The sequence below is a fragment of the Rhizobium sp. S152 genome (assembly GCF_030380735.1).
Taxonomy (GTDB): domain Bacteria; phylum Pseudomonadota; class Alphaproteobacteria; order Rhizobiales; family Rhizobiaceae; genus Rhizobium.
On record NZ_JAUDRZ010000002.1, the window covers coordinates 247,609 to 271,271 of the forward strand.

At 63.4% G+C, this 23,663-nt stretch carries 19 protein-coding genes; 10 read left to right on the forward strand and 9 right to left on the reverse strand.

The genetic code is table 11. The features are described 5' to 3' along the window. Position 1: 1 nt before the first annotated feature. The 3 genes from QTL95_RS02535 to QTL95_RS02545 form a co-directional block, all read right to left on the reverse strand. The gene (locus QTL95_RS02535; RefSeq protein WP_289718387.1) at positions 2–1,912 is read right to left on the reverse strand and encodes an ABC transporter substrate-binding protein; all 1,911 of its coding nucleotides are present in this window, start codon (positions 1,910–1,912) and stop codon (positions 2–4) included. Beyond that, positions 1,906–3,798, reverse strand: coding sequence for an ABC transporter ATP-binding protein (locus tag QTL95_RS02540; protein WP_289718388.1), 1,893 nt, complete (start codon positions 3,796–3,798; stop codon positions 1,906–1,908). Before QTL95_RS02540 ends, QTL95_RS02535 begins: the two co-directional genes overlap by 7 nt. A 154-nt stretch (positions 3,799–3,952) precedes the next feature. Continuing rightward, entirely contained in the window at positions 3,953–5,296 is a 1,344-nt protein-coding gene (locus QTL95_RS02545; protein WP_289718389.1) for an adenylate/guanylate cyclase domain-containing protein, read from the reverse strand. Between the two features lie 414 nt (positions 5,297–5,710). Between QTL95_RS02545 and QTL95_RS02550 the strand changes: the two genes are divergently transcribed. Further along, positions 5,711–7,063 carry a nucleotide sugar dehydrogenase gene (locus QTL95_RS02550; RefSeq protein WP_289718390.1) on the forward strand — a complete coding sequence of 451 codons (1,353 nt, stop codon included), beginning with the start codon at positions 5,711–5,713 and terminating at the stop codon, positions 7,061–7,063. A 455-nt stretch (positions 7,064–7,518) separates the two neighbouring features. Here QTL95_RS02550 and guaD read toward each other — a convergent pair whose 3' ends face one another. From guaD to QTL95_RS02580, 6 genes are all read right to left on the reverse strand, one after another. Then, the gene (guaD, locus tag QTL95_RS02555; RefSeq protein WP_289718391.1) at positions 7,519–8,886 is read right to left on the reverse strand and encodes a guanine deaminase; all 1,368 of its coding nucleotides are present in this window, start codon (positions 8,884–8,886) and stop codon (positions 7,519–7,521) included. Between the two features lie 147 nt (positions 8,887–9,033). Further along, positions 9,034–9,891, reverse strand: a complete 858-nt coding sequence (locus QTL95_RS02560) for an aromatic ring-hydroxylating oxygenase subunit alpha (RefSeq protein WP_289718392.1) — start codon at positions 9,889–9,891, stop codon at positions 9,034–9,036. A gap of 91 nt (positions 9,892–9,982) precedes the next feature. Continuing rightward, entirely contained in the window at positions 9,983–10,918 is a 936-nt protein-coding gene (locus QTL95_RS02565) for an ABC transporter permease (RefSeq protein ID WP_289718393.1), read from the reverse strand. A gap of 12 nt (positions 10,919–10,930) precedes the next feature. Beyond that, on the reverse strand, positions 10,931–11,977 hold the full coding sequence (locus tag QTL95_RS02570) for an ABC transporter permease (RefSeq protein WP_289718394.1): 1,047 nt from the start codon (positions 11,975–11,977) through the stop codon (positions 10,931–10,933). A 1-nt stretch (position 11,978) separates the two neighbouring features. After that, positions 11,979–13,553, reverse strand: a complete 1,575-nt coding sequence (locus QTL95_RS02575) for an ABC transporter ATP-binding protein (protein WP_289718395.1) — start codon at positions 13,551–13,553, stop codon at positions 11,979–11,981. A 75-nt stretch (positions 13,554–13,628) separates the two neighbouring features. Next, positions 13,629–14,750 (reverse strand): BMP family ABC transporter substrate-binding protein, encoded by a 1,122-nt coding sequence (locus QTL95_RS02580; protein ID WP_289718396.1) that lies wholly within the window; start codon positions 14,748–14,750, stop codon positions 13,629–13,631. 403 nt (positions 14,751–15,153) lie between these two features. Between QTL95_RS02580 and QTL95_RS02585 the strand changes: the two genes are divergently transcribed. The 9 genes from QTL95_RS02585 (at position 15,154) to QTL95_RS02625 (ending at position 23,662) form a co-directional block, all read left to right on the forward strand. Then, on the forward strand, positions 15,154–15,399 hold the full coding sequence (locus QTL95_RS02585) for a hypothetical protein (protein WP_289718397.1): 246 nt from the start codon (positions 15,154–15,156) through the stop codon (positions 15,397–15,399). 14 nt (positions 15,400–15,413) lie between these two features. Beyond that, positions 15,414–16,085 carry a Rieske (2Fe-2S) protein gene (locus QTL95_RS02590; RefSeq protein ID WP_289718398.1) on the forward strand — a complete coding sequence of 224 codons (672 nt, stop codon included), beginning with the start codon at positions 15,414–15,416 and terminating at the stop codon, positions 16,083–16,085. Further along, entirely contained in the window at positions 16,085–16,717 is a 633-nt protein-coding gene (locus QTL95_RS02595; RefSeq protein WP_289718399.1) for a glutathione S-transferase family protein, read from the forward strand. The genes QTL95_RS02590 and QTL95_RS02595 overlap by 1 nt, the downstream gene beginning before the upstream one ends. Before the next feature lie 18 nt (positions 16,718–16,735). After that, the gene (locus QTL95_RS02600; RefSeq protein ID WP_289718400.1) at positions 16,736–18,538 is read left to right on the forward strand and encodes an adenine deaminase; all 1,803 of its coding nucleotides are present in this window, start codon (positions 16,736–16,738) and stop codon (positions 18,536–18,538) included. After that, positions 18,538–19,467, forward strand: a complete 930-nt coding sequence (locus QTL95_RS02605; protein ID WP_289718401.1) for a LysR family transcriptional regulator — start codon at positions 18,538–18,540, stop codon at positions 19,465–19,467. The genes QTL95_RS02600 and QTL95_RS02605 overlap by 1 nt, the downstream gene beginning before the upstream one ends. A 92-nt stretch (positions 19,468–19,559) precedes the next feature. After that, entirely contained in the window at positions 19,560–20,060 is a 501-nt protein-coding gene (locus tag QTL95_RS02610; protein WP_289718402.1) for a thiamine pyrophosphate-binding protein, read from the forward strand. Next, positions 20,057–20,665 carry a thiamine pyrophosphate-dependent enzyme gene (locus tag QTL95_RS02615; protein ID WP_289718403.1) on the forward strand — a complete coding sequence of 203 codons (609 nt, stop codon included), beginning with the start codon at positions 20,057–20,059 and terminating at the stop codon, positions 20,663–20,665. Before QTL95_RS02610 ends, QTL95_RS02615 begins: the two co-directional genes overlap by 4 nt. 14 nt (positions 20,666–20,679) lie before the next feature. Next, positions 20,680–22,242, forward strand: coding sequence for a GMC family oxidoreductase (locus tag QTL95_RS02620; RefSeq protein ID WP_289718404.1), 1,563 nt, complete (start codon positions 20,680–20,682; stop codon positions 22,240–22,242). Between the two features lie 43 nt (positions 22,243–22,285). Continuing rightward, a complete protein-coding gene (locus tag QTL95_RS02625; protein ID WP_289718405.1) occupies positions 22,286–23,662 on the forward strand; it encodes an amidohydrolase family protein in 1,377 nt (458 codons plus the stop codon). Position 23,663 lies beyond the last annotated feature (1 nt).

Below are 23,663 nucleotides of genomic sequence, written 5' to 3' on the forward strand. Positions count from 1 at the left end.
CTCAGGCCTCCTTGAACCAGAAGCTGTCCGGCATGTAGACGCCGAAGAAGGAGGTCGGGTCGAAGCCGTAGAGGGCCTCTTCCGGCACGTTTTGCAGCTTCGCGGATCTGAGGATCGGTTGCAGCGTGCTGTTGATCAGCCCGATGGAGAAGACCTGCTGGGTGTAGATCGACAGCATCTGGTGCCAGATGGTCTCGCGCTCCTCGAAATGCGTGGTCGCGCCCCATTGGTTGAGCAGATCGACGAGCTGTTGTGCTTCCGGCAGGTCCGGCGCGACACCTTCTTGGCCGGCCGAGAGATAGTACATGCCCCACAATGGCCATTGCAGCTGGTCGTCCAGCGTCGGCGCAAGCTGCCCCGGCGACATGTCGGCGGTGGCAACGCCGTTCTCCATGCCGAACCAGATCGACATCATGATCGTCCCGCTCATGGCGCGAGAGCGGAAGATGTCGCGCTGCGAGGTGCGGGTGAAAAGCGCGATGCCGACCTCGCGCCAGTGATCGCGCACCAGTTCGAGGACGTCGGTGTCGAGATTGCTTTCGCCCGCCGTCTCCACGGTGATCTCCGCGCGTCGTCCGTCCGGCAGCAGGCGGATGTCGTCGTCGTCGCGCTTGTCGAGCCCGAGTTCGTCGAGCATCCTGTTTGCAAGCTCCGGGTCGTGGGCGGTAAAGGCGTTGGCGTATTCCGGCTTGAACAGCGGGCTGTCGGGCAGCACGCTGTCGGCGCTTTCCTTGCCGAGGCCGTAGAAGGCGACCATGTTGATCTCGTGCCGGTTGACGGCAAGCGAGAGAGCGCGTCGGAAATTGGCTTCGCGGAACAGCGACCGCCAGACCTTGTCGGCGCAATTGAGGTTGGGTTGCAGCGCCACGCGCGAGCCGCGCGTCTGCTTCCAGAGGTTCACCTTGACGGGGAAACGTTTCTCCGCGTCCTTCAGGAAGGTGTAGTCGTTGAAGTCGACGCCTGTCGACTGCAGGTCCGACTCGCCGGCGCCGGCCTTGGCAGCGATGATCGAGGAGGAACTGACGCCCACCACGAAGCGATCGATATAGGGCAGCTGCTTGCCGTTCTCGTCGACCCGATGGAAGAACGGATTGCGCACGAAGACGAACTGTTCGGCCGGCGGCGCGGTGGTGTTCTGCCAGGGATCGAGCGTCGGTAGCGCCGGATTGTCCGGCCGCGAGGCGCGGGCCATCTTGATGTGAAGGTCGACCCACTTCTTGACCCGGTTCTCCTTCATGAGCGCCGAAAGCCGGAAATCGTCCTGATACTTCTTGTGGAACTGCTTGAGGTAATGGCCCGGCCCGTAGATGACGAGAGGCAGGGGACCGGCCAGCGCCGGCATGAAATTCGGGTTGGGCTTGTCCCAGCTGTAGCGGACGGTGACCGGATCGATCACCTCGAAGCGCGGCAGCTCGCCGTGCGGGCGAAGCTCCAGCGCACCGCCACCAGGCGTGAGATCGCTGTTCAGGATTACGTCTTCCCACCAATAGCGGAAATCGTCGGCGGTGAACGGTGCCCCGTCCGACCAGCGATGACCTTCGCGGAGGTGGAAAGTGAAGACGGAATCTTTTTCAGAGGTGAATCCGGCAAGGATATCCGGTTCGAACTTCAGGTTTTCGGCATAGCCGACAAGCCGCGAATACCCGTAGACCGTCATGTAGCGAATGTCTTTGGCGCTGCCGATGATCGTGCGAACCGTGCCGCCATAGACGCCGGGTTCGCGGCCCATCGCCTTCATGTTGACGATCCGCGGATGCGTCGGCAACCGATCCACCATCGGCGGAATGCGGTCGGCGCGCAGCCAGTCGCGCAGGAATTCGGGTTCAATGTCGCGATCGGCCGCAGCATTCAGGATGGATGGCGTGATCGCAGAGCCGATCAGCCCGCCGAGAAAGGTGCGCCGGCTTACCATGAGCGCAATTCCTTGACATCAGCGCCTTTGCGGGCACGCACCAGATGGCCGTTGCCGAGGTCGGCATAATCGAGTTCCGAAGCGTCGTCGTGCTCGGCGGTGAAGGTAATCCCCCAGTTCTGCTTGTCCGCGGCGCCGTTCCTGCGCAGCGCCTCGAAATCGAGCGGCCGGTTGAGATCGGGGAAGGGGACGGCCGCCAGAAGCGACTTGGTATAGGGATGTACCGGATCGCGCAGGATGATCTCGCGCGGGGCGATCTCGACGATGCGTCCCTTGCACATGACGGCGATGCGATCGGCCATGTAGTCGACGACGGCGAGATTGTGCGAGATGAAGAGATAGGTGAGCCCCAGCTCCTTCTGCAGGTCCTTGAGCAGGTTCAGGATCTGCGCCTGAACGGATACGTCGAGCGCCGAGACCGGCTCGTCGAGAATGATAAGCTTCGGGCCGAGCGCCAAAGCGCGCGCGATACCGATGCGCTGGCGCTGCCCGCCGGAAAAACTGTGCGGATAGCGGCTGAGGTAGCGCCGGTCGAGACCGATGGCGCCCATCAGCGCCTCCACACGCTGCTTGCGCTCGGCGCTGTCGCCGCGATCGTGGATCTCAAGCGGTTCGCTCAGGATGTTGCGCACGGTCATGCGCGGAGAGAGCGAGGACACCGGGTCCTGGAACACCATCTGGATCTTGGTGCGCATCTCCTGCAGTTCGTCGCCCTGGACGGACAGGACGTCCGTCACCTTGGTGCCGTCGTTGAAGATCACGGAACCGCTGTCGGGCGTGATCGCGCGCATGAGGATCTTGCTGACGGTCGTCTTGCCGCAGCCGGATTCACCGACCAGGCCAAGACACTCGCCGCGCAGGATGTCGAAGCTTACATCGTCCACGGCGCGCACCGCGGTTGCCTCGCGCGTGCCGAAAAGGCCGCGATTGCGCGTCTTGAAGCTCTTGGTGAGGTTGTTCACCGACAGCAGCACCTTGGGGCCTTCCGCCTTGACCTTTTTCTTGCCGATCAAAGACTCCAGATTGACGGGCACGTCGCGCAACGCCTTCAGCCGCTCGCCCGGCTTCATGTCGAAGTGCGGAACGGCCGCCATCAGCCCCTTGAGATAGGGATGCTGCGGATTACGGAAGATGGCATCGACCGGCCCGGCTTCCATGATCTCGCCGTGGTAGATCACCACCACTTCGTCGGCCATGTTGGCGACGACGCCGAGATCGTGGGTGATGAGCAGCATCGCCATGCCGAGCTTGTGCTGCAGGTCGCGCAGAAGTTCGAGGATCTGCGCCTGGATCGTAACGTCTAGCGCGGTCGTCGGCTCGTCGGCGATCAGGAGCGCCGGCTTGCAGATCAGCGCCATGGCGATCATCGCGCGCTGGCGCATGCCGCCGGAAAGCTCGAAGGGGTACATGTCGAAGGTGCGATGCGGATTGGCAAAGCCGACGAGCCCCAGCATCTCCTCGGTGCGCTCGCGCGCTTCCTTCTTGTCGGCATCCGTGTGGATCAGCAGCGCCTCGCTGATCTGGTTGCCGACGGTGTGCAGCGGCGACAGCGACGTCATGGGCTCCTGGAAAATTGTCGCCATGCGACGGCCGCGCAGGTCCCGCATCTCGGCGCTGTCGCGCGAGTAATGCAGGATATCCGTCGTCTTGCCGTCGAGCGGATCGGAGAACAGGATCTTGCCCTCGGCCGTGGCCGGGTTGGGAAGAATGCCCATGATGCTCTGGCTGATGACCGACTTGCCGGAGCCGGACTCGCCGACCAGCGCCGTCACCTTGCCCGGAAGAATGCGGAGATTGGCGCCCTTTACGACACGCAGGCGATCCCCAAAGATCGAGAAGGAAACGTCGAGATTCTCGATGCGTAACAGATCGGACGCGGCCGCCATGCCAATGAAATTCCCCAGCTTTTATTGTTCCCGATCAGGCACACTATCGTACCGTCAACTGGGTGTCCAGTTGATGACAGACGCCTGCCAATCGCCGCATTTCATACGGTCGGGAAAAATAAGGCTCTGGATGTTATCCGGCGTATAAATGCCTCTATTGAACGAACGTCTCGGGCGCCGGTTCCTTGGCCTGCTTGCGCGCGTCACGATGCAGCAGGATGACCTGCTCCGCTTCCGAAAGGCCGTTCTGCGCGATCTCGTCGAAACCGTCCGCAACAGGCATGGCGGGTGCCGGGGGGCGCGGTTGCAGCACGGTGACCTTCTGCCGGACGCCGCGCAGCTTTTCTTCGCCGAGCGTCGTCCACTCGCCGCCGCAATAGCCGGCGAAGGCCTGGCTCGCCACGACCTCGCGCGAATATTTCTTGGTCAGCGATTGCAGGCGCTGCACTTCGTTGACGGCCGATCCGAAGGCCGAGAACGTCAGCCGATCCTTCAAGCCGACATTGCCGAGCATGACGTTTCCGACGTGAAGGCCGATCCCGTAGGAGATCTTGTTGAAGCCCTTTTCCGCACGTTCGAGATTGAGCTCGGCGACCCGCGCCTGGGCTTGATGAACGGCGGAGAGCGCCGCCTGACAGGCCATTTTCGACGGGTCCTTGTGGCGCCCGCAGGGATAGACGGCAAGGAAACCGTCGCCGAGGAAGCTCAGGATCTCGCCGCCGTTGCGGTTGAAGGGGGCGGCGATCGCATCGAAGAACTGGTTGAGCGTATCGATATAGGCCTGCCGCCCTTCCTTTTCGGCATACATGGTGGATTGCCGCATGTCGCCCATGACCAGCGCCGCGCGAATGGTCTCGCCGTCACCGCGACGGATCTGGCCGTTGAGCACGCGCTTGCCGGCATCTCCGCCGAGGTAGGTGGTCAGCATGTTGTTGGCGAGTTTGCCGAGAACGGCCATCTTGGCGGCCACTGCCAGATGGTTCTGCATCCTCAATAGCGCATCGATCATGTCGTCGGAAAAACCGCTGTGGCTGTCGGTCGACCAGGAGCCCATCATCCCCTGCACCGAACCGTCGCCGAATGGCTGGACGAAGGCGAGATAATCGGTGATGCGATCCGCGCGCAGATCGAGAAAGACGGGGAATTCCGCCGGTCCGTCGGCCGGGATGCGGCGGCGGATGTGCTGGAGATTGTTGTCGAGCAGATAATAATAGGGGCTCTTCAGGAATCGTTCCGGCTTCTGGCCGGCGGCGTGCCGATAGCCCTCGATGGTGACGCCGCTCGATCGCTTCCAGGTGAAGCTCAACGCATCGTAGAGCGGATGCAGCATAGAAAACGTCAGATGCACCCGGGCAATCGGCAGGCCGGCGGCGGCAATCCGCTCACAGAAACCGCGAACGATGGTCTCCAGATCGTCGCCGGCCAGAGACGAGTTCGTCAGCCATTCCGCGACCTTGTCCAGAAGAATGGAAGAGACGCTGGTTTCGATGGTGCCCATTCTCGGTATGATCCTCATGATGCACCCATCCTTCAAAAGCGTCGGATACCCGTCCGCGGCATCGGTTGCGCGAGACGAGGGCGAGGATGGGCGGGTAATATTCTTGTGTCAACGATCCCGCCGGAAAACCGGCGAAAAGTCCATTTAAGCCGTTGATATATCGGCAGGAACGGTGCTTGGAGTCAGTAGGTTGTTATCCTGTTTAGATAGGTGCGCGCCCGTACCCTAACAATGGTGCCGGAGGATTTTTTCGGCCTTCAGATGCAGTGCCGCGGGCGGCGAGTCTTTTGGGCAACAGTCGCCTTCCGGCCGTCGAGCGGTCACGATCGCGTCAGGCGACCGCTTAGGGGGCACGTGCCGCGGGTTTCAATCGGCGCGATCTTGCATTAGATCAGGGCTCCATATCGCATTCAGATGAGACCAGCCTTGGCCAGTTCCTCCGCCTACGAAACGCTCTCGAAGAAGATTGAAGACCGCGCCGCCCGCGCCGGCGTCATAGGTCTGGGCTATGTCGGCCTGCCGCTGGCGATGGCGATCGCGCGCAGCGGCTTCGCGGTTACCGGTTTCGATATCGACCCGAAGAAGATCGTCGCGCTGGATGCCCGCAAATCCTATATCGACGCCGTCGGTGATGCGGACCTTGCTGTCGAGATCGACGCCGATCGGTTCGGCGCCACCACCGATTTCGCGGGGCTTGCGGCTTGCGACGTCATCGTCATCTGCGTCCCGACGCCCTTGACCAAGCACCGCGATCCGGATCTCTCCTTCGTCGAGGCGACGGCACGTGCCATCTCCGAGCATCTGCGCCCGGGGCAACTGGTCGTGCTGGAATCGACCACCTATCCCGGCACCACCGACGACGTGGTCAAAGTCATTCTCGAAAAGACCGGCCTGCGTTCCGGCGTTGATTTCTTCATCGGCTTCTCTCCCGAGCGCGAGGACCCTGGCAACCAGCATTTCAACACGGCGACCATCCCCAAGGTCGTGGCCGGTGACGGCCCCGAGGCGCTGGCGGTGATGAAGAGCTTTTATGGTGCTGCGGTGAAAACGGTGGTGCCGGTCTCCTCCAACGCGACGGCCGAGGCGGTGAAGCTCACGGAGAACATCTTTCGTTCGGTCAACATCGCGCTGGTCAACGAACTGAAGACCGTCTACGCCGCCATGGGCATCGACGTCTGGGAAGTCATCGACGCCGCCAAGACCAAGCCGTTCGGCTACATGCCGTTCTATCCCGGCCCGGGGCTCGGCGGCCACTGCATTCCGATCGATCCTTTCTATCTCACATGGAAATCGCGCGAGTACGAACTGCCGACGCGCTTCATCGAGCTTGCCGGCGAGATCAATTCGGCGATGCCACGCTATGTCGTCGGCAAGCTCGCCGAGGCGCTCGATATTCGCGCCGGCAAGGCACTCAGCCGCTCCCGCGTTCTGGTGCTGGGCCTCGCCTACAAGAAGAATGTCGGCGATATCAGGGAGAGCCCGTCGCTGCGGCTGATCGAGATCATCGAGGAGCGCGGCGGCAAGGCGGATTACCACGATCCGCATGTCGGCGAGATTCCTTCGACGCGCGAGTACCAGGCCCTCAAGGGGCGCAAGTCGGTCGATCTCAGCGCGGAAGCCGTGGCTGGCTATGATGCCATTCTGGTCGCTACCGACCATGACGGCGTCGACTATGCAGGCCTGGCCGAAAACAGCCCGCTGATCGTCGACACGCGCAACATCTTTGCCAAGCTCGGCCTTGCGGGCGAGAACATCGTCAAGGCGTAGGGCTTTGCTGTCATTCGATTGCCGGACAGCACGAAACCCCGCGCCGGAGAGCTCTCCGCGACGGCATGGCAGGCTGGGAATGGGCAGGCAACGTTGGGTATGAGGTAGTAGTGTCAGGCGGTGTCGCCTGCCCGATCATATCAAGGCTTCCGGATATCCAGACCGACAGGAGCGTCTCTCGGCCTTTCGCTTCCGGATGGACGGGAGATCCTGACGACCTCTCCATCCACCTCTCAACAACCATCACCGGACGCCGGGCTTGCGCCCTGATTTGTCAGATCCGGTTCGCGACCCGGCTCCCTGTCCAATGACGTCATCAGTATGGGATCACTGACAGACACGGGGACGGATGGGGACGATGCAATCGGCAATCGATTGAAATCGAAGAGATATTTTTCGCCACGCAAGATTGTTATCACCGCGCGACGTCGCAAACGGTGCAGCTGTTGCAAGGCTCAGGGCAACCGCAGGTTCTGCCCGCCGATCCAGGTCGAGGCGATATTCGCCTTCGACGCGGTGTAGATGATTTTCTGCAGGATCTGCTCGCCGGCATCGAGTTCGTCGAAGAGCCGGACGGAGCCCTTCTCCGCCTTCGTATCGATGACGATGGCATCGAAGAGGTAACCCGGCTGGAACTGGCCGACGGGAAGATCGAGCGCCACGCCGCCGCCCGTGGTGGCGATATAGAAGGCGTCGCGGAAATCGATCTGCGCCGGGCCGAATGTCGCCCGGGCCTCGCCGCCGAGATTGGGATCGACGCCGCTTTCCAGCGCCCGCGACATCAGGATGGCGCCGCGGCAGTTTTCCAGCATCGAAGCGCTGGGACCGCCGGAGATATCGGTTCCGAGGCCGACGTGCACGCCTTTGTCCAGTGCCGCGCGCAAGGGGAAGACGGCGTTGGCGAAATAGACATTCGACAGCGGACAATGCGCGACCGCCGCCTCGCGGGTGCGGACCCGCTCCATGTCGTCCGACGTGAGGAAATTCGCGTGGGCAAGCACGCTGCGGCGACCGAGAAGGCCGAACTGGTCAAGCATCTCGGCATCGGTCTTTCCGTGCCGCTGTTTTACGTAGCCATGCGCCCAGTCGCTCTCGGAGCAATGGGTCTGAACGTGGCAGCCGCACTCCCTGGCAAGCGCGCCCAGCCCTTCGAGGGTGGCGTCGGTGCAGGAGGGAATGAAGCGCGGCGTGATGACGGGCAGCACGCGACCGTCGCCATTATCCGGGTGAGCCCTGATATAGTCGATCAGCGAACGCGTACCTTCGATCGCAGCCTCTGGCGAGGCATCGCGATAGTAATCGGGACACTCGTCCGCGTTATCCATGGCGACCTTGCCGACCAGCGCGCGCTGGCCTTTCTCAAGACAGACATCGACCAGAACGCGCGTCGCGTCCTGATGGATGGTTCCAAAGTAGAGAGCGGTCGTCGTGCCGTTAGCCAGCAGGTCGTCAACCAGAAGGTTATAGCTCCGCTTGGCGAAGGCAATGTCCTCGTAACGGGCTTCGAGCGGAAAGGTGTATTTCTGCAGCCAGACCTCGAGCGGCACATCGAGCGCGCTGCCGAGCTGCGGATATTGCGGTGCGTGGACATGGAGGTCGACGAAGCCCGGGAGCAGGTAGGAGCCGGAAGGAAGCGTGACCAGTTCGCCGGTGTCTTCGCGGGCATCTCGGATTGTGCGGTAGTTCGGATCGCTGGGGCGATGCACGGCTCTGATCGCTCCGTCGGCGCCGATATCGATCAGGACATCGTCCAGAACGTCGATCTTACCGCGTTCCGGCGCATGAAAGCCGGAGGCGCAGAGCGTCTTGTTACGCAAATCCACTGCAGTATTCCCAAATTCACTCAATTGCCGGCTGCCCGCGCGTGATCAGCCACGGGTTGAAATCTACCGCGCTTTTCCGTGGCGTCCATGCCGGAAGCCGTGCGTTTTTCGCGGGGCAGCCTTGCGCCGCTGGTCTGGACTGTCGTTTTACGCCGACATTGCCGTGGTGCCGTAGGTGATGCCTTTCTCCTTAAGCCAGCGGCGGTAGGCGATCGAACTCGCATCGGCGCGCGTCGGGATTTCCGCGCGAGCCTCCATCGGCAGCAGCGACGGCCGCTGGTTCTCCAGAATGATGCGGTCCTGCAGGAAGATGAGCTGCTGGAAGTGCACGAGTTCCGTTGTCGTCGAGACGTCGTCGATCAGGAACATGACCGGGTGGGCAATGCAGCGGTCCGGGTCGAGCGGTTGCACGAAGAGGCAGATCACGTCGCTGCGGTTGGCGGAATTCGGGCATGTCTTGTAAAGCAGCGTCGTGAAGGGCGTCATGACGCGGTAGATGTAATCCGTCATGATGCCATCCGTCGCCGACAAAGCCGCCTGCGGCTGGAAGAACTGGCAGTTGGTCGCCCAGACCTCATCCACGTCGCGGCGGATCTCGGCATTGTAGTGCATGACCTCGGTGTGCGGCTCGGCGCCCAGGATGTCCGTATGGACGAATGGAAAGTGCGCCATGTCGAGAAAGTTCTCGATGATGCGAAGGCCGGATGCCTTGACCATGACCGCGCCGCAGTTGACCACCCGGCGATCGTCCTCGTCGGCTTCCGGCAGCGCGAAAAGCCCTTTGTTCGGTTTTCCCAGCGTCGCCCACAAGAGACCGAAGCGCTTGAGGATCGCAAGCGGCTCGGCACGGCCGGCGGCCTCGACCACGATCGTTCCGTCAGGCGATCGGTCGATTGCAAGCTCGCAACCCAACAGACGCGTTGTCGTGCGGCCGACGGCGAATTCCTTTTCGGTGCCGAGCGGATACCATTCGTCGAGGGCGGCCTGGTCGGAACACTGGTTCATGGAAACTCGCTTTCTTGGGAAGGAGGTGTGCGGTGGTCACAGTCTGATGGTTCGCCGGACCGCCGTCCACCTCTAATTGGCGCTGAAGCGTTCATCGGACGTCTCGATAATAGGGAACGCCGATCGCCGCCGGAGCGGCCATGATCCTGCGCATCCGCTGCCAGGCGAGAACCGGCACGATGATGAAGGCCATGGTGCCAAGATAGGGCAGCATGGAGAGAAACGCGGGTGCGACCGGCCATCCGCGCGCCTGCCCGACAAAGCCGAGCGCGGTGATGAAGCCGAAGAGCAGGCCGGACAGGACGGCCGGGACCGGCCGGTAGCCCGCGAAGATGACGAGCGCGACGGCGATCCAGCCGCGACCGGCGACGACGCCATCCGACCAGGACGGCACGAAGGTCAGCGTCAGATAGGCGCCGGCGCCCGCCGCCAGCGCCGAGCCGGCTGTCACGTAGGCAAAGCGGATGAGATTGACCGGGATGCCCGCGGCATCGGCGGCCGCGGGATTCTCGCCGACGGCTCTGAGGTTAAGCCCGTGCCGGGTGCGGAACATGATGTAGCTCAGGCTCACCGGGAGGATGATGAAGATGAGGTAGAGCAGGACGTTCTGCGAGAAGAAGGCGGGGCCAAGAACTGGAATCTTGCTCAGCAGCGGCATTTCGAACGGCGCGAAGGTGGCGCGCGCCGGCATGCCGGAATAGGCGCGGCCGATGGTGGACGCGATGCCGCTGCCCATCAGCGTCAGCGCCAGGCCGCAGAGAACCTGGTTGGCCCGCAGGATCACGGTGGCGAAGGCGAACAGGGCGCCGAACAGCGCGCCGACGGCGAGCGCCGCGACGAAGCCGATCGTCGGCGACGGGATCGCGGCGACGGTGGCGATGGCGGTGAGCGCGCCGAGCGCCATCAGTCCTTCGACGCCCAGATTGACGACGCCGACACGCTCGGCAAGCACTTCGCCGAGTGCTGCAAGGGCAAGAACGCCGCCCGCGAGGAAGGCCGTGGTGAAGAGGCCGGTCAACAGATCCATGGTTCTCTCTCCTCAAGCCTTGTCGCGGGCGATGCGGTAATGGGCGAGTTCGTCGCCGATCGCGGTCAGAAACAGAATAAGGCCGGTGATCGCCAGCACGGTCGAGGTGGTCAGCCCCTGCGTCTGCAGGATGATCCCGGAGTTCAGGATGAAGGCCATCAGGGCCGCCGAGAAGATGACGCCGACGGCGGAGCTTCGCGCCAGGACGGCGACCATGATGCCGAGATAGCCGTAATTGTTGGATATGCCGCCCTGCAGCCGATGCACCGTTCCGGCGACTTCCAGCATGCCTGCGAGGCCCGCGACCGCGCCAGACAGCAGCATGACCGTGATCAGATGCCGGCGAACCGGCATGCCGGCATATCTCGCCGCCGACGGGTTGGAGCCGACGAGGCGAACTTCGTAGCCCCAGCGGGAATAGGAAAGCAGGGCGGCTACCAGAAGCGCCACGAGGATCGCGACCGGCAGGCCCCAGTGGATCGAGCCCCACAGTTCCGGAATTTCCGCCGACAGGCGCGGCGTCGCCGAGTTCGACATCTTGTCGCGCCAGGCGCTCGTCGAGACGAAATAGACAAGCAGGATCGCCACGAAGTTCAGGAGAAGCGTGGTGATCAACTCGTTGACGTTGGCATAGGCGCGGGCGAGCGTCGGCACGAGAATCCAGATCGCGCCGCCGGCGAGGCCCGCCAGGAACATAAGAACGAGGATCAGGGCCGGCGGCCCCGGGACGAAGAGCCCGATGACGGCCGCAGCGAAGGCGCCGGCGTAGAACTGGCCCTCGGCGCCGATGTTCCAGGCGCCGATCTGCTGCGCGACGGCAACCGAGAGGCCGGTCAGGATCAGCGGGGTCACGAGGACGCCGAGATCCTCCATGCCGAAGCTTGAACCGAAGCTGGCGCTGACGACTTCGAGCGCAAGTTCGATCGGATTGGCGCCCGACAGCGCGAGGATCGCGCCCGCGAAGACCAGCGCCAGGACGATGGCGATGGCGCGGGCTGCGAGAGCGACGCCCGGCGAGGCAGAAGGCAGGCGCTGGAGACGGAAGGAACCAGCTGCCATGCTACGCGACCTCTCGGGCCTGAACGCGCCCGCCCATCAGCAGGCCGATCTCGTCGATATCGGTCTTGTCGTTGTCGACGATGCCCATGATCTTTCCTTCGTAAAGCACGGCAATGCGGTCGGAGAGGTTGAGAAGCTCTTCCAGTTCCTCGGAAATAAGAATGATGCCGGCGCCGGCGTCGCGCAGTTCCACGATGTAGCGCAGCATCGTGTTGATGGCGCCGACATCCAGCCCGCGGCTGGGATAGGCGGCGATCAGCACTTTGTGGGCGATGCGCATTTCGCGACGGGCCACGAGGCGCTGCTGGTTGCCGCCGGACAGGTTTCGGATCGGCATCGCGAAATCAGGAATGGCGACATCGGCCGCGCCGGCGATCTCCCTGGCAAGCGCTGCCGCGGCGCCGGGGCGATAGCTTCCGCCCGAAGACACTGGCGGCTTCTTGTATTCGCGCATCACGGCGTTGGCCGTGATGCTGAGCGCAGGGGCCAGGCCGCTGTGCAGCCGGTCTTCCGGAATGTGACCGATACCGCTCTCCGCGAACGCCGCCGCATTGCTCCGGTCGACCGGCCTGCCGTCGATCAGGATGCGTCCCGAGCTGGCGGCGCGGATACCGGTCAGCACCTGGCTGAGCTCGCGCTGGCCGTTGCCCGCGACACCGGCGACGCCGACGATTTCGCCGGCCCTGACATCGAGCGAGATGCCGTGCAACGCCGCCCGGCCGTTCTCGTCCAGTGCCGAGACATTTTCCAGCGACAGGACAGGCTCGGCCGACATGGGTGCAGCGCCGGCCGGGCGGCCGCGCATGTCCGCCAGCACGATGTCGCGGCCGACCATCAGCTTGGCCAGCATGCGCGGGTTGCAGTCGGCGGTCGCTTCCGTAGCGATCTTGCGTCCGCCGCGCAGGATCGAGATGCGGTCTGAAATCTCCAGTACCTCGTCGAGCTTGTGGCTGATGAAGATGACGGCGTTGCCGGCAGCTACGAAGGCGCGCAGCGCCTTAAAGAGCTCGCGCGCCTCGGCCGGGGTGAGCACGGCGGTCGGTTCGTCGAGGATGAGCACGCGCGCCTGGCGGGCCAGCACGCGCAGGATCTCGACGCGCTGCTGCTCTCCCGTCGAAAGATCGCTGACCCGGGCGCCGGGCCGTGTCTGAAGGTTGAATTTCTCGGCGAGCGCCTGGGTGCGCTGTTCCAGCACCTGCGCGGAAGCACGGCGCGGCGTCTCGGACCAGCCGAGGTGGATGTTTTCGGCGACGGTGAAGGCCTGCACCAGCTTGAAATGCTGATGCACCATGCCGATGCCGGCGGCGATCGCCTGCAGCGGGGTGGCGAATTCCTTCGCGTAGCCATCGATGATGATTTCGCCCGCGTCCGCCTGGTAGATGCCGGTGAGGATATTCATCAGCGTCGATTTCCCGGCGCCGTTCTCACCCAGCAGTGCATGGATTTCGCCGGGCATCACGTCCAGATCGACGTTCTCGTTGGCGATGACGCCTGGAAAGTACTTGGCGATGCCCTTCAGCTGAACGAGAGGCGGGGTGCCCGGAGGGGGCGAATAACGGGTCGCATTTTCAGTCATGGAATGGCACCGGAGCGTGAAGGCTGTAAGCCCGGCCGATCCTGGGCGGCCGGGCTCTTGGCTTGGGAGGCCAGATCAGGATGTCAGGCCGGTGACGCCTTCGACCGACCAATCCCAGTTGTACAGTTCGAGCTCGGTCATCTTCTGGCCGGCGGCGACGCGCACCTTGCCGGTGGTATCCTTCAGTTCGCCGGTGAACGGCGACCAGCCTCCCATGATCTTCTCGCGCACGGCATCGGCGGCGGCGGCAACATCGGCCGGAACCTTCTCGCCCCATGTATCGCGGTCCACACCGGCGCCCATGGCGAACAGCTGTTCGCTCGGCGTCCAGGTGCCGGCAAGGCGCTTGCCGACCTGATCGACATAGAACTTCTTGAAGTCGATGAGGATTGAGGAGACATAGGAGTTCGGGCCGTAGCGACGGATGTCGGTGTTCCACATCGCAGCCCAGACGCCGCGCTTTTCAGCGACCTGCAGATAGCCCGCCTCATCCATGATGCCGAACAGGAAGTCGCAGCCGTTGTCGATCAGCGCCGTGCCGGCCTGCGTTGCCGCCTGCGGGTCGAACCAGGAGTTGATGACGATCGTCTGCACGGTGGCATTCGGGTTGACGGTGCGCGCGCCCATCAGGAAGGCGTTGGTCGAGGCGTATACGGACGCGACCGGGAAGGAGGCGACGTAGCCGAGCTTGCCGGTCTTGGAGAGATGGCCGGCGGCGACGCCGAGAACATAGGTCGGGTACCAGTGGGCGAGGTAGTACCAGCCGAGATTGTCCATCGTGATGTGGCCGTTGCATTCCATGAAGGCAACGTCCGTCGCGCGCTTGACCACTTCATGCAGGAAGTCGCCGTTCGAGGATGTGTCGAAGATCATGTTCGCGCCTTCCGACACGAACTGGCGGTAGGTGCGCGTCGCGTCTGCCGAGTACGGGATGTTCTCGACCTCGAGGATCTTCTTCAGCTTCGGATAGGCTTCCTTCACCGCCAGCAGGCCCTGGTGGTGCGACCATGTCCAGCCTTCGTCGGAGATCGGGCCGACGTGGCCGAAGCCGATGACGGCGTCTTCTTCCTTGATCGCCGGCAGCGGCGAAGCGGCCATTGCCTGGCGGGCGAGGCCGGCCGGCAGCATCATCGCGGCGGCACCCGCCGCGCTCATGTTCAGGAATCCGCGGCGGGAAAGCGTACGCAAGTCGATCATGGTATCCCCTCTGTTTTTTGACGCGGCGGACCGCGCGGTTTGGCTTGAACACTTCGGTTCTGGTTTGTTCGACGCAACAATTATGCCAGTTGCCGACCGCCCATCACGCTCTCGGGATCCGGCCGGCAGAGCGCCATTTCATCGACCGGAGTAGAAATCCGGAACGGTCGCTCCCAAGCCGAGGCGGCAAGGCAAACGCAGAGTGACAAAGGGGAAATGTTCCGAATAGAGCGAATTTTCGGATGATATGGTTGCGTTAAAAGCAACAGCCTGGGGCGTGAAGCCACTTGAATTTGACGTCAGACAATGCCTAGAATGCACAAAAGTAAAGCATGAGTATTTTTTGTGCATGTTGATGCAAATGTGGACGCGGGATGAGGCAGGCGCAGGCGATGAGCAAACAATGTCCGGCATGATTCAGACGGCGCGTTTTACGTTTCGGGGGCAAATGATCGGCCAGAGCTTCACCGAATTCGCCCTGCATCGCGCGCGTCGGCTCGATCTGGAGATCGGCGTCGGCTTCTGCGACGCGGCACAAGCGACATTTTCCGTGAGGGGGCAGGAGGATCTCGTCGATGCGTTCGAGATGGCCTGCAGCCTCGGCCCTTATGATTGCATCGTATTAGAGGTTGAGCGCGCGGCGGCGTGACAAGGAGCATGATCATGAAGTTGAGTGAGGGGTGGGTGCCGGTTGCGCTCTCGTCGTCGATCGAGGCGGGTACGTCGGCCGGCGCGGTGGTCGAGGGCAGCGAGATCGTTGTCTGGCGTGACAACAGCGGCAAGGCGCATGTCTGGGAGGATCGCTGTCCGCACCGTGGCATGCGAATGAGCTTCGGTTTCGTGCGCGGCGATCACATCGCCTGCCTCTATCATGGCTGGCAATATGATACGGCCGGCCAATGTCGCTACATTCCCGCGCATCCGACGCTCGATGTGCCGCAGACGATCAAGGTGCCGACCTATCTGTCGCAGGAAAGATACGGGATCATCTGGAGCACGACGGAAGCAGAGAGCGTTCTGCCAGAAGCCGGGATCGACGGCGAGATCACGCCGGTGCGAAGCCTCTATGTCGATCGCGAAGTTTCTGCCGTCCTCGCCGCCTTCGAAAGTGCCGGGATGGTCAAGCTCTCCGACGAGGTCGGCACGCTTGCATCCGGTGGCGATGTCCTGCTGCTGGCGTTCCAGTCGGTCTCCAGCGAGAAGACCGCCGTGCATATCGTGATCGCCGGATCACCCGCCGTCTATGGTGGCGCGAAACAGAAGCACTACGCGCAGTGGGCGGAAGGGCTTCGCTATGCGCTCGAACAGGATGCTGCCATGGTGGAGGTCGCCTGATGTCCGGGATCACGCTCTACAACTATGAGCTCGACGAGCAGAGCTACCGCGCCCGCCTTGCCCTTTCGATATTCGGGCTCGAATGGACGACCATCGCCGTCGACATGTTTCCCGGTGCCGAGCAGAAGAAACCGCATATGCTGGCGCTGAACCCGCTGGGGACCTTGCCGGTCATCCAGGCCGGCGATCTCGTTCTGTCAGGAACGTCGGCGATCCTGCTTTATCTGGCTAAAACGCATGACGCTTCGAAACGCTGGCTTCCCGAGGAGGGCGCCGCATTCGGCTCGGTCGCCAAGTGGCTCGGCTTTTTCGAGACGGCCCTGGCGCCCGCCGTCGAGGCGCGGCTGCAGTCGCTCTTCGACACGCCCGGCGATGCGACGTCTCTGCGCCAGGCCGCGCGCAACGCGTTCCGGATCATGGACGATCACATGACGGCGCGTCATTTCGATGGCAAGGAATGGTTCGTCGGCGACGGGCCGACGCTTGCCGATCTCGCGCTCTTCCCTTCCTTCGCGCTCAGCCGTGACTTTGGCGTGGATCACGACGAATATCCGGCGCTGCGCCGCTGGATCCGCCGCTTCCGCACGGTGAAGGGCTTCCACACCATGCCCGGCATTCCCGATTATCATTGATTCCAAGAGGACGCTTTCATGAGTACGCTGACCCGCTTCTCCGTTAAGCCGTTGTCGACACTGACGCGGACGCTGGCCGATGTCGCCTTTGCGCGGCGGGATCCCGATCTTGTCATCCGGGGCGCGCGCGTGCTGTCGACCTATTCGGAGCGCATCCTCGGCGACAGGGAGATTTGGGTATCGAACGGGCGGATCGCCGCCGTGAAACCCGCGGGCAGTTATCGCGGCGGTTCCGCGAAACTCTACGACGCGCGAGGCGGCATCATCGCGCCGGGGCTTGTCGATCCGCATATCCACATCGAATCGAGCATGGTGACGGCCTGCGCCTATGCCGAGGCGGCGCTTCTCAACGGCACGACGACCATATTCTGCGACAGCCACGAGATCGGCAACGTCATGGATGTCGCCGGTGTCGAAGCGATGCTGGAGGACGCTCGCCATGCGCCGCTCTCCATCTTCCTGACGGTTCCGAGCACCGTTCCGGCCACATCGCCGGCGCTCGAGACCGCCGGCGGGGACCTGACGCCCGAGAAGATCGCGGCGTTGTTCGACCGGTGGCCGGAAGCCGTGGCGCTGGGCGAGAAGATGGACTTCGTGCAGGTGGCGATGGGCGACGAGCGCAGCCACGCGATCCTCGCCGCCGCCCTGCAGCGCGGCCGTCCCGTCTCCGGCCACGTCTATGGCCGCGAATTCGTTTCGGCCTATGCGGCTTCGGGCGTGACCGATACGCATGAGGCGATCGATCGCGAGATCGCCGACGATCTGCTCGAAGCCGGTATCTGGCTCTTCCTGCGCGGTGGACCGCCGACGACGCCGTGGCACAGCCTGCCGCATGCGATCAAGACCATCACCGAACTCGGCGCCTCCCACAAGCGTATCGCCGTCTGCACCGACGACCGCGACGCCGACGACCTCCTGCAGTTCGGTCTCGACTGGGTGACCCGCGAGGCGATCGCGGCCGGCATGACGCCGGAACAGGCCTGGGCGATGGGATCGCTGCATGGCGCGACACGCTTCGGCATGGAAAACGAAATCGGCGGCCTCGGCGGCGGCCGGCGTGCCGACCTCGTGCTGCTCTCCGACGACATGACGCCTGTCAACACATGGTACGGCGGCGAGCTGGTTGTCGAAGACCGCAAGGTGACGCCTGTCCTCGAAGAGGCGCTGTCGAAGCCTTATCGCTATCCCGATGCCGCCTATCATACCGTCAAGCTGCCGAAGCAACTTCAACTGACGCCGGACCTGCCGACCGAAAAGCTGATCGCCCATACGATCAAGACGGAGCTGCCCGGGATCACGCTCGGTCACGAAAGGGTCGTGCTTGAGCCGGCCAACGACTGGCAGACCCATTTCGAGCGGCATGGCCTCTGCTTCGTGACCGTCGTCGAGCGCCACGGCAAATCCGCGGGCAATGTCGGCCATGGCCTGCTGCACAGCTTCGGCCTGAAGAGGGGCGCGGTTGCCTCGTCGGTCGGGCATGACAGCCACAACATCATCATTGCCGGGACCAACGAGGCCGACATGCGGATCGCGCTCGATGCGATCGAGGAAAAGCAGGGCGGCGTCTGCGTGGTCATGGACGGCAAGGTGACGGCCATGGTGGCGCTGCCGATCGCGGGCCTGCTGTCCGATAAACGGGTGCACGAGGTGGCCGAAGAGGTGAAGGCGCTGAAGGTCGAGTGGGAAAAGGCGGAGTGCACCATCGCTTATATGGGCTTCAACCTCATCCCGCTCTCGGTCATCCCCGAAATCCGCATCACCGACAAGGGGCTGGTGCTCGTGCCTGAGATGGATATCCAGGCGCTGTTCGAGACGATTTGATGGATCCCTACCGCCTTGGCCTTGTCGCGACACGCATCCATTATTTTCAGCTGGTCGCAAGGCTTGGGTCGATCCGCCAGGCCGCGCAAGCGCTCAATGTGGCGCCGTCCTCGGTCAGCCGCATCCTGCGGCAACTGGAGGAGGAACTGGGCACGCCGCTGTTCGAGCGTGTGCGCCAGCGGCTGAAGCTCACCAGCGCCGGCGAACTGATGCTCTACCGCGCGCGCCTCAGCCTGTCGGAGCTCAACCGGGCCTGCAGCGAAATCAACGACTTGCATGGTCTGCATCGCGGAACGGTATCGGTTGCCGTGATCGAGAGCGTTTCGCGCGGCGTGATGCCGGAAGTCCTGCAGGAACTCTGGCAGCGGCATCCCGGCATATCGGTGAATGTCCGCGTCATGGGTTCGCAGCAGGCGGCCAATGCCGTGGCGGAAGGGGAGTGCGATCTGGCCGTCGTCTTCGACATCAAGGTGCCGCGCAATGTTCGACGCATCGCAACAGTGTCGTTGCCTCTCGGCGTGCTGGCGCTGCCAAACAGCCGTTTTGCCGCCAAGAAAGAACTCAAGCTGTTCGATCTGGCGGGCGAGCGGGTGATCCTGTCGGATTCCAGCCTGACGCTCGGCAGCTGGATCGAGGAGGCGTTCAGCCGTTCCTTCGTCGATCTCACGCAACGCGCCCGCACCAACTCGATCGGGCTGATGGTCGACCTCGCAAGGCGCGATCTCGGCACCATTTTGCAAACCCGGGTCGGCATCGAGCAGGAGATCGCTCAGGGCACCCTGACCTTCGTGCCGCTGCGCGATCCCAAGCTCAACGCCCGCAAGCTGATGCTCTTGTCCCGCTCCGAAAAGGAGATGTCGGACGCGGCCTCGGCGCTCGGCAAGCTCTTGTCGCAGTCGATCGAGCGCTCGGGCGAGAGCGGAATGTAGATGTTGCGTCCAGCGCATCACGTCGATCAAAAAACAAGGACTATTGCGAACACCTGCGGCTTGTCACTTTCGCTTCGAAATGAGGACGCACAATGAAGAAATCCGCAGTCGATGCCGTCATCCGGGGTCTTAAGAAAGCAGGCGTGAGCATCGTTTGCTATCTCCCCGATTCCCTGTTCAAGGAACTCTATCCGGCGCTCGATGCCGATCCCGATATCCGCACGATCCGGGTGACTAACGAGGGCGAGGGCGCCGCCATCTGCGGCGGCGTGTTTCTCTCCGGCAAACGCGCGGCGCTGATCATGGAGAATTCCGGTCTGCGGGCCTCGGTCGAGCCGCTCGCCCGCATGGGTCTCGGCGCCGGCATTCCCGTCGTCATGCTGATGAGCTATCGCGGCGAGCTCGGCGAAAACAACTGGTGGGCCATTCCCCACGGGATCACCATGGAGCCGGTGCTGGACGCCTTGCGCATTCCCTATCGCGTGGTGCGCGAGGAGGAGGCGATCGAGCGCGCGATCACCGATGCCTACGACTGGTCCTACGCCGCCTATTACCATTCGGCCATCGCGCTTGGCGGGGAGATCGTTCGATGAAGCGCTTCGATTGCATGACGGCGCTCGCCGCCCGCCTGAAGGACGAACTCGTCATCCTGTCGCTCGGCGGCAGCGTCGACGAATGGTACAACGCCGCTCCTCACATGCGTGAGGCCAGCCTCTTCCAGCAGCAGCTCGGCTGCGTCACGCCGCAGGCGTTCGGACTGGCGGCCGGGCTGCCGCACCGCCGCATCGTCTCGCTCGACACGGATGGGGGCATGATGTTCAACCTCGGCATCCTGGCGACGCTCGGAAACGAGCAGCCGAAGAACCTTCTGGTCGTCGTCTGGGACAACGAGATCTACCAGTCGATCGGCGGCCCGCCGACCCATACCGCCTTCGGCCGCGTCGATATCGCGGCGATCGCCCGGGGTTGCGGCGTCGAGAATGCCTATACGGCGCGTACTGTCGAGGAATTCGACGCGCACTGCGCCGCGGGGCTTGCCGCCGATGTCCCCTATGTCATCGTCGCCAAGGTCTCGGGCACGATGCAGCCGGATATCAAGCGCAAGCACAGCGACGGCCGCGAGGACAAGTATATCTTCGTGCGCCATGTCGAGGCCACCGAAGGCATCGTCATCATGGGCCCGAGCGAGCACAACTAGGAGCGCCGAAGCCGATGTCCGTGCCGATCGTACCCAGGAAACCCGTGGCGCGCGCCTACGACTATATCGTGGTCGGCGCGGGGTCCGGCGGGTGCGCGGTCGCCCGTCGCCTGATCGATGGCAGCGACGCCACCGTTCTCGTCATCGAGGCCGGGCCCGCTGGCATCGGCATTCCGGAGATCGACAACCCCGCCGCCTGGGTGCCGCTTGGTCGCGGCACCTATGACTGGGGATACGACTACGCACCGAACGCCGCTGTCAACGGTCGCACCATCGGCATTCCCCGCGGCAAGGTGCTCGGCGGATCGAGCAGCATCAACGCGATGATGTGGTATCGCGGTGATCAGAGGGACTACGACGGCTGGGAAGCCGGCGGCGCCGAAGGCTGGTCGTTCAAGGATGTCCTGCCGTACTTTAAGCGATCAGAAGACTGGGAAGGCGGCGAGACGGAATGGCGTGGCGCGGGCGGCCCGCTGCGCATCGAGCGCAGTCCGTCGCTGCATCCGGTGGCGCAGGCGATGATCGACGGATCCGGCGAACTCGGCATTCCCATCATCGACGACCCGAATGGCCCCGAGAACGAGGGCGCCAGCCGCGCGAACCTGAACATCGCCAACGGCCAGCGCTGGAGTTCCGCCCGAGGCTATCTCTGGCCCATCCTCTACAACGAGCGACTGACGATCCTGACCGATGCGCTGGCAATCGGTCTCGGCATCGAAAACGGCCGCTGCGTGTCGGTGCGTTATGTCGCTGAAGGCGACTTGCATGAGGTCAGGGCAACCAGCGGCGTTGTTCTGGCGCTCGGCGCGCTCGATACGCCACGCCTGCTGATGATGTCGGGGATCGGTAATCCGGCGGAACTGAAGCGGCTCGGCGTCGATGTCCATCTCGGATTGCCGGGTGTCGGGCAGAACCTTCAGGATCACCCGCTGGTTCAGGCCTGCGTCTTCCGCGCCAGCCGGCCGCTGGGTCCGCTCAGGGACAATGGCGGCGGTGCCGTCATCAACTGGAAGTCTTCGGCGTCCCTGCAGCAGCCCGATCTTCATGCCTTTCCGGTTCAGGGCAACAGCGCCGAGCCGCGTATCCGCGAACTCTACGATCTCTCCGGCGATGTCTTCTCGATCGGCTGCGGCCTGATGCGTTCGACAAGCGTCGGCTACATGCGGCTGCTGTCGGCGGCGCCCGGCGGGGCGATGGAAATCCAGCCGAACTATCTCGCCGAGAAAAGCGATCTCGACGCGCTGGTCATTGCCGTCGAAACGATGATGGAGCTTGCCGCGACCAGAAGCTATGCCGACTGGTTCGGCGGCTATGCCGCGCCCGCCCGCCGGCTCTCGCGGGCCGAGATCGTCGACTACATCAGGGACGCCTGCTCGACCTTCTTCCACGTCAGCGGCACCTGCAAGATGGGCAAGGACGACATGGCGGTGGTCGACAGCAGGCTGCGCGTTCAGGGCATCGAGGGGCTGACGATCGCGGATGCCTCGGTGATGCCGGTCATTCCCACCTGCCATACGCATGCGCCGGTGACGATGATCGGCGAACGCGCCGCCGACTTCCTGCTCGGAGCGGCTTGAAACTTGCATGGTTGAAATGAATGCGAAGCGGAGTGGACAAGACATGACCGACAGGCAGATCATCGCCGGCGACTATCTTCTGACGATGGACGCGGCAAACCGCGTCATCCCATCGGGCGCGGTCCTGATCGCGAACGGTCGGATCGAGGCGGTGGCTCCGCTTGATGCGCTTGCCGCGGCCAATCCCGATGTGACCGTGAAGCGGGTAGCCAATTCGGTGATCATGCCGGGCCTCGTCAACGCCCACGCCCATTCGGGCTTCCTGCGCGGCACGGCGGAGCACCTGCCGGTGTGGGACTGGCTGACGCTGCATATCAACCCGATGCACCGCGCGCTGCAGCCGCACGAGGCCGAAGCCGCGTCGTGGCTGTGTTATGCCGAATCCGTGCTTGGCGGCACCACGACCATTGTCGACATGTGGCGGTTCATGGAAGGCAGCGCGAAGGCCGCGAGCGCGATCGGCAACCGCCTCGTCGCCGTTCCCTATGTCGGCGAGCATCCCGAATACAGCTACTTCGACACGCTCGACATGAACCAGGCAATGATCGAGACCTGGCATCGCAAGGCCGATGGCCGCATCAACGTCTGGGTCGGGCTCGAGCACCTGTTCTATGCCGACGAGGCCGGCCAGCGGCGTGCGATCGAACTCGCGAAGAAATACGACACCGGCTTTCATACACACTGCAGCGAAGCGGAGATCGAACTGGCGGAATTCGACAAGCGCTACGGCAAGCGGCCGATGTACGCGCTTGAAGACCTCGGTTTCTTCGAGACGCCGCGAACGATGATCGCGCATGGCGTCTGGCTCGACTCGGCGGAAGTCGAATTCATTTCCAAATACAATGTCTCCATCGCCCACAACCCGGTGAGCAACATGAAACTGGCGAGCGGCATCGCGCTGGTCGGCGAGATGCTGGCGGCCGGCGTTCCCGTCGGGATCGGCACGGATGGCGAGAAGGAGAACAACAACTTCGACATGTTCGAGGAGATGAAGGTCGCCTCCCTGCTCGGCAAGTTGAAGGATCTCGACGCGGCGGCGATGGACAGCTGGGACGTGCTGCGCATGGCGACGATAACAGGCGCGAAGGCGATCGGCCTGGATCACGAGATCGGCTCCCTGGAAGTCGGCAAGCGCGCCGACCTGATCGCGGTGCGCACCGACACGCCGCGGATGACGCCGCTGTTCGGCGAGGGGCCGTATTTCAACCTGCAGCACAATCTGGTTCACGCCGTGCGCGGGGGCGATGTCAGCCTGACCATGGTGGAGGGCAGGGTCCTGGTCGAGGATGGCGTTCTCCAGACCGGCGACATGGCCGAGATCATCGCCGAAATCCACCGCATTGCACCGCCACACTTCGCCCGCCGCGCCGCCTGGCTCGCCGAAAACCGCGAGGGCACGGCGCAGTGGACCAAGGCCTGAG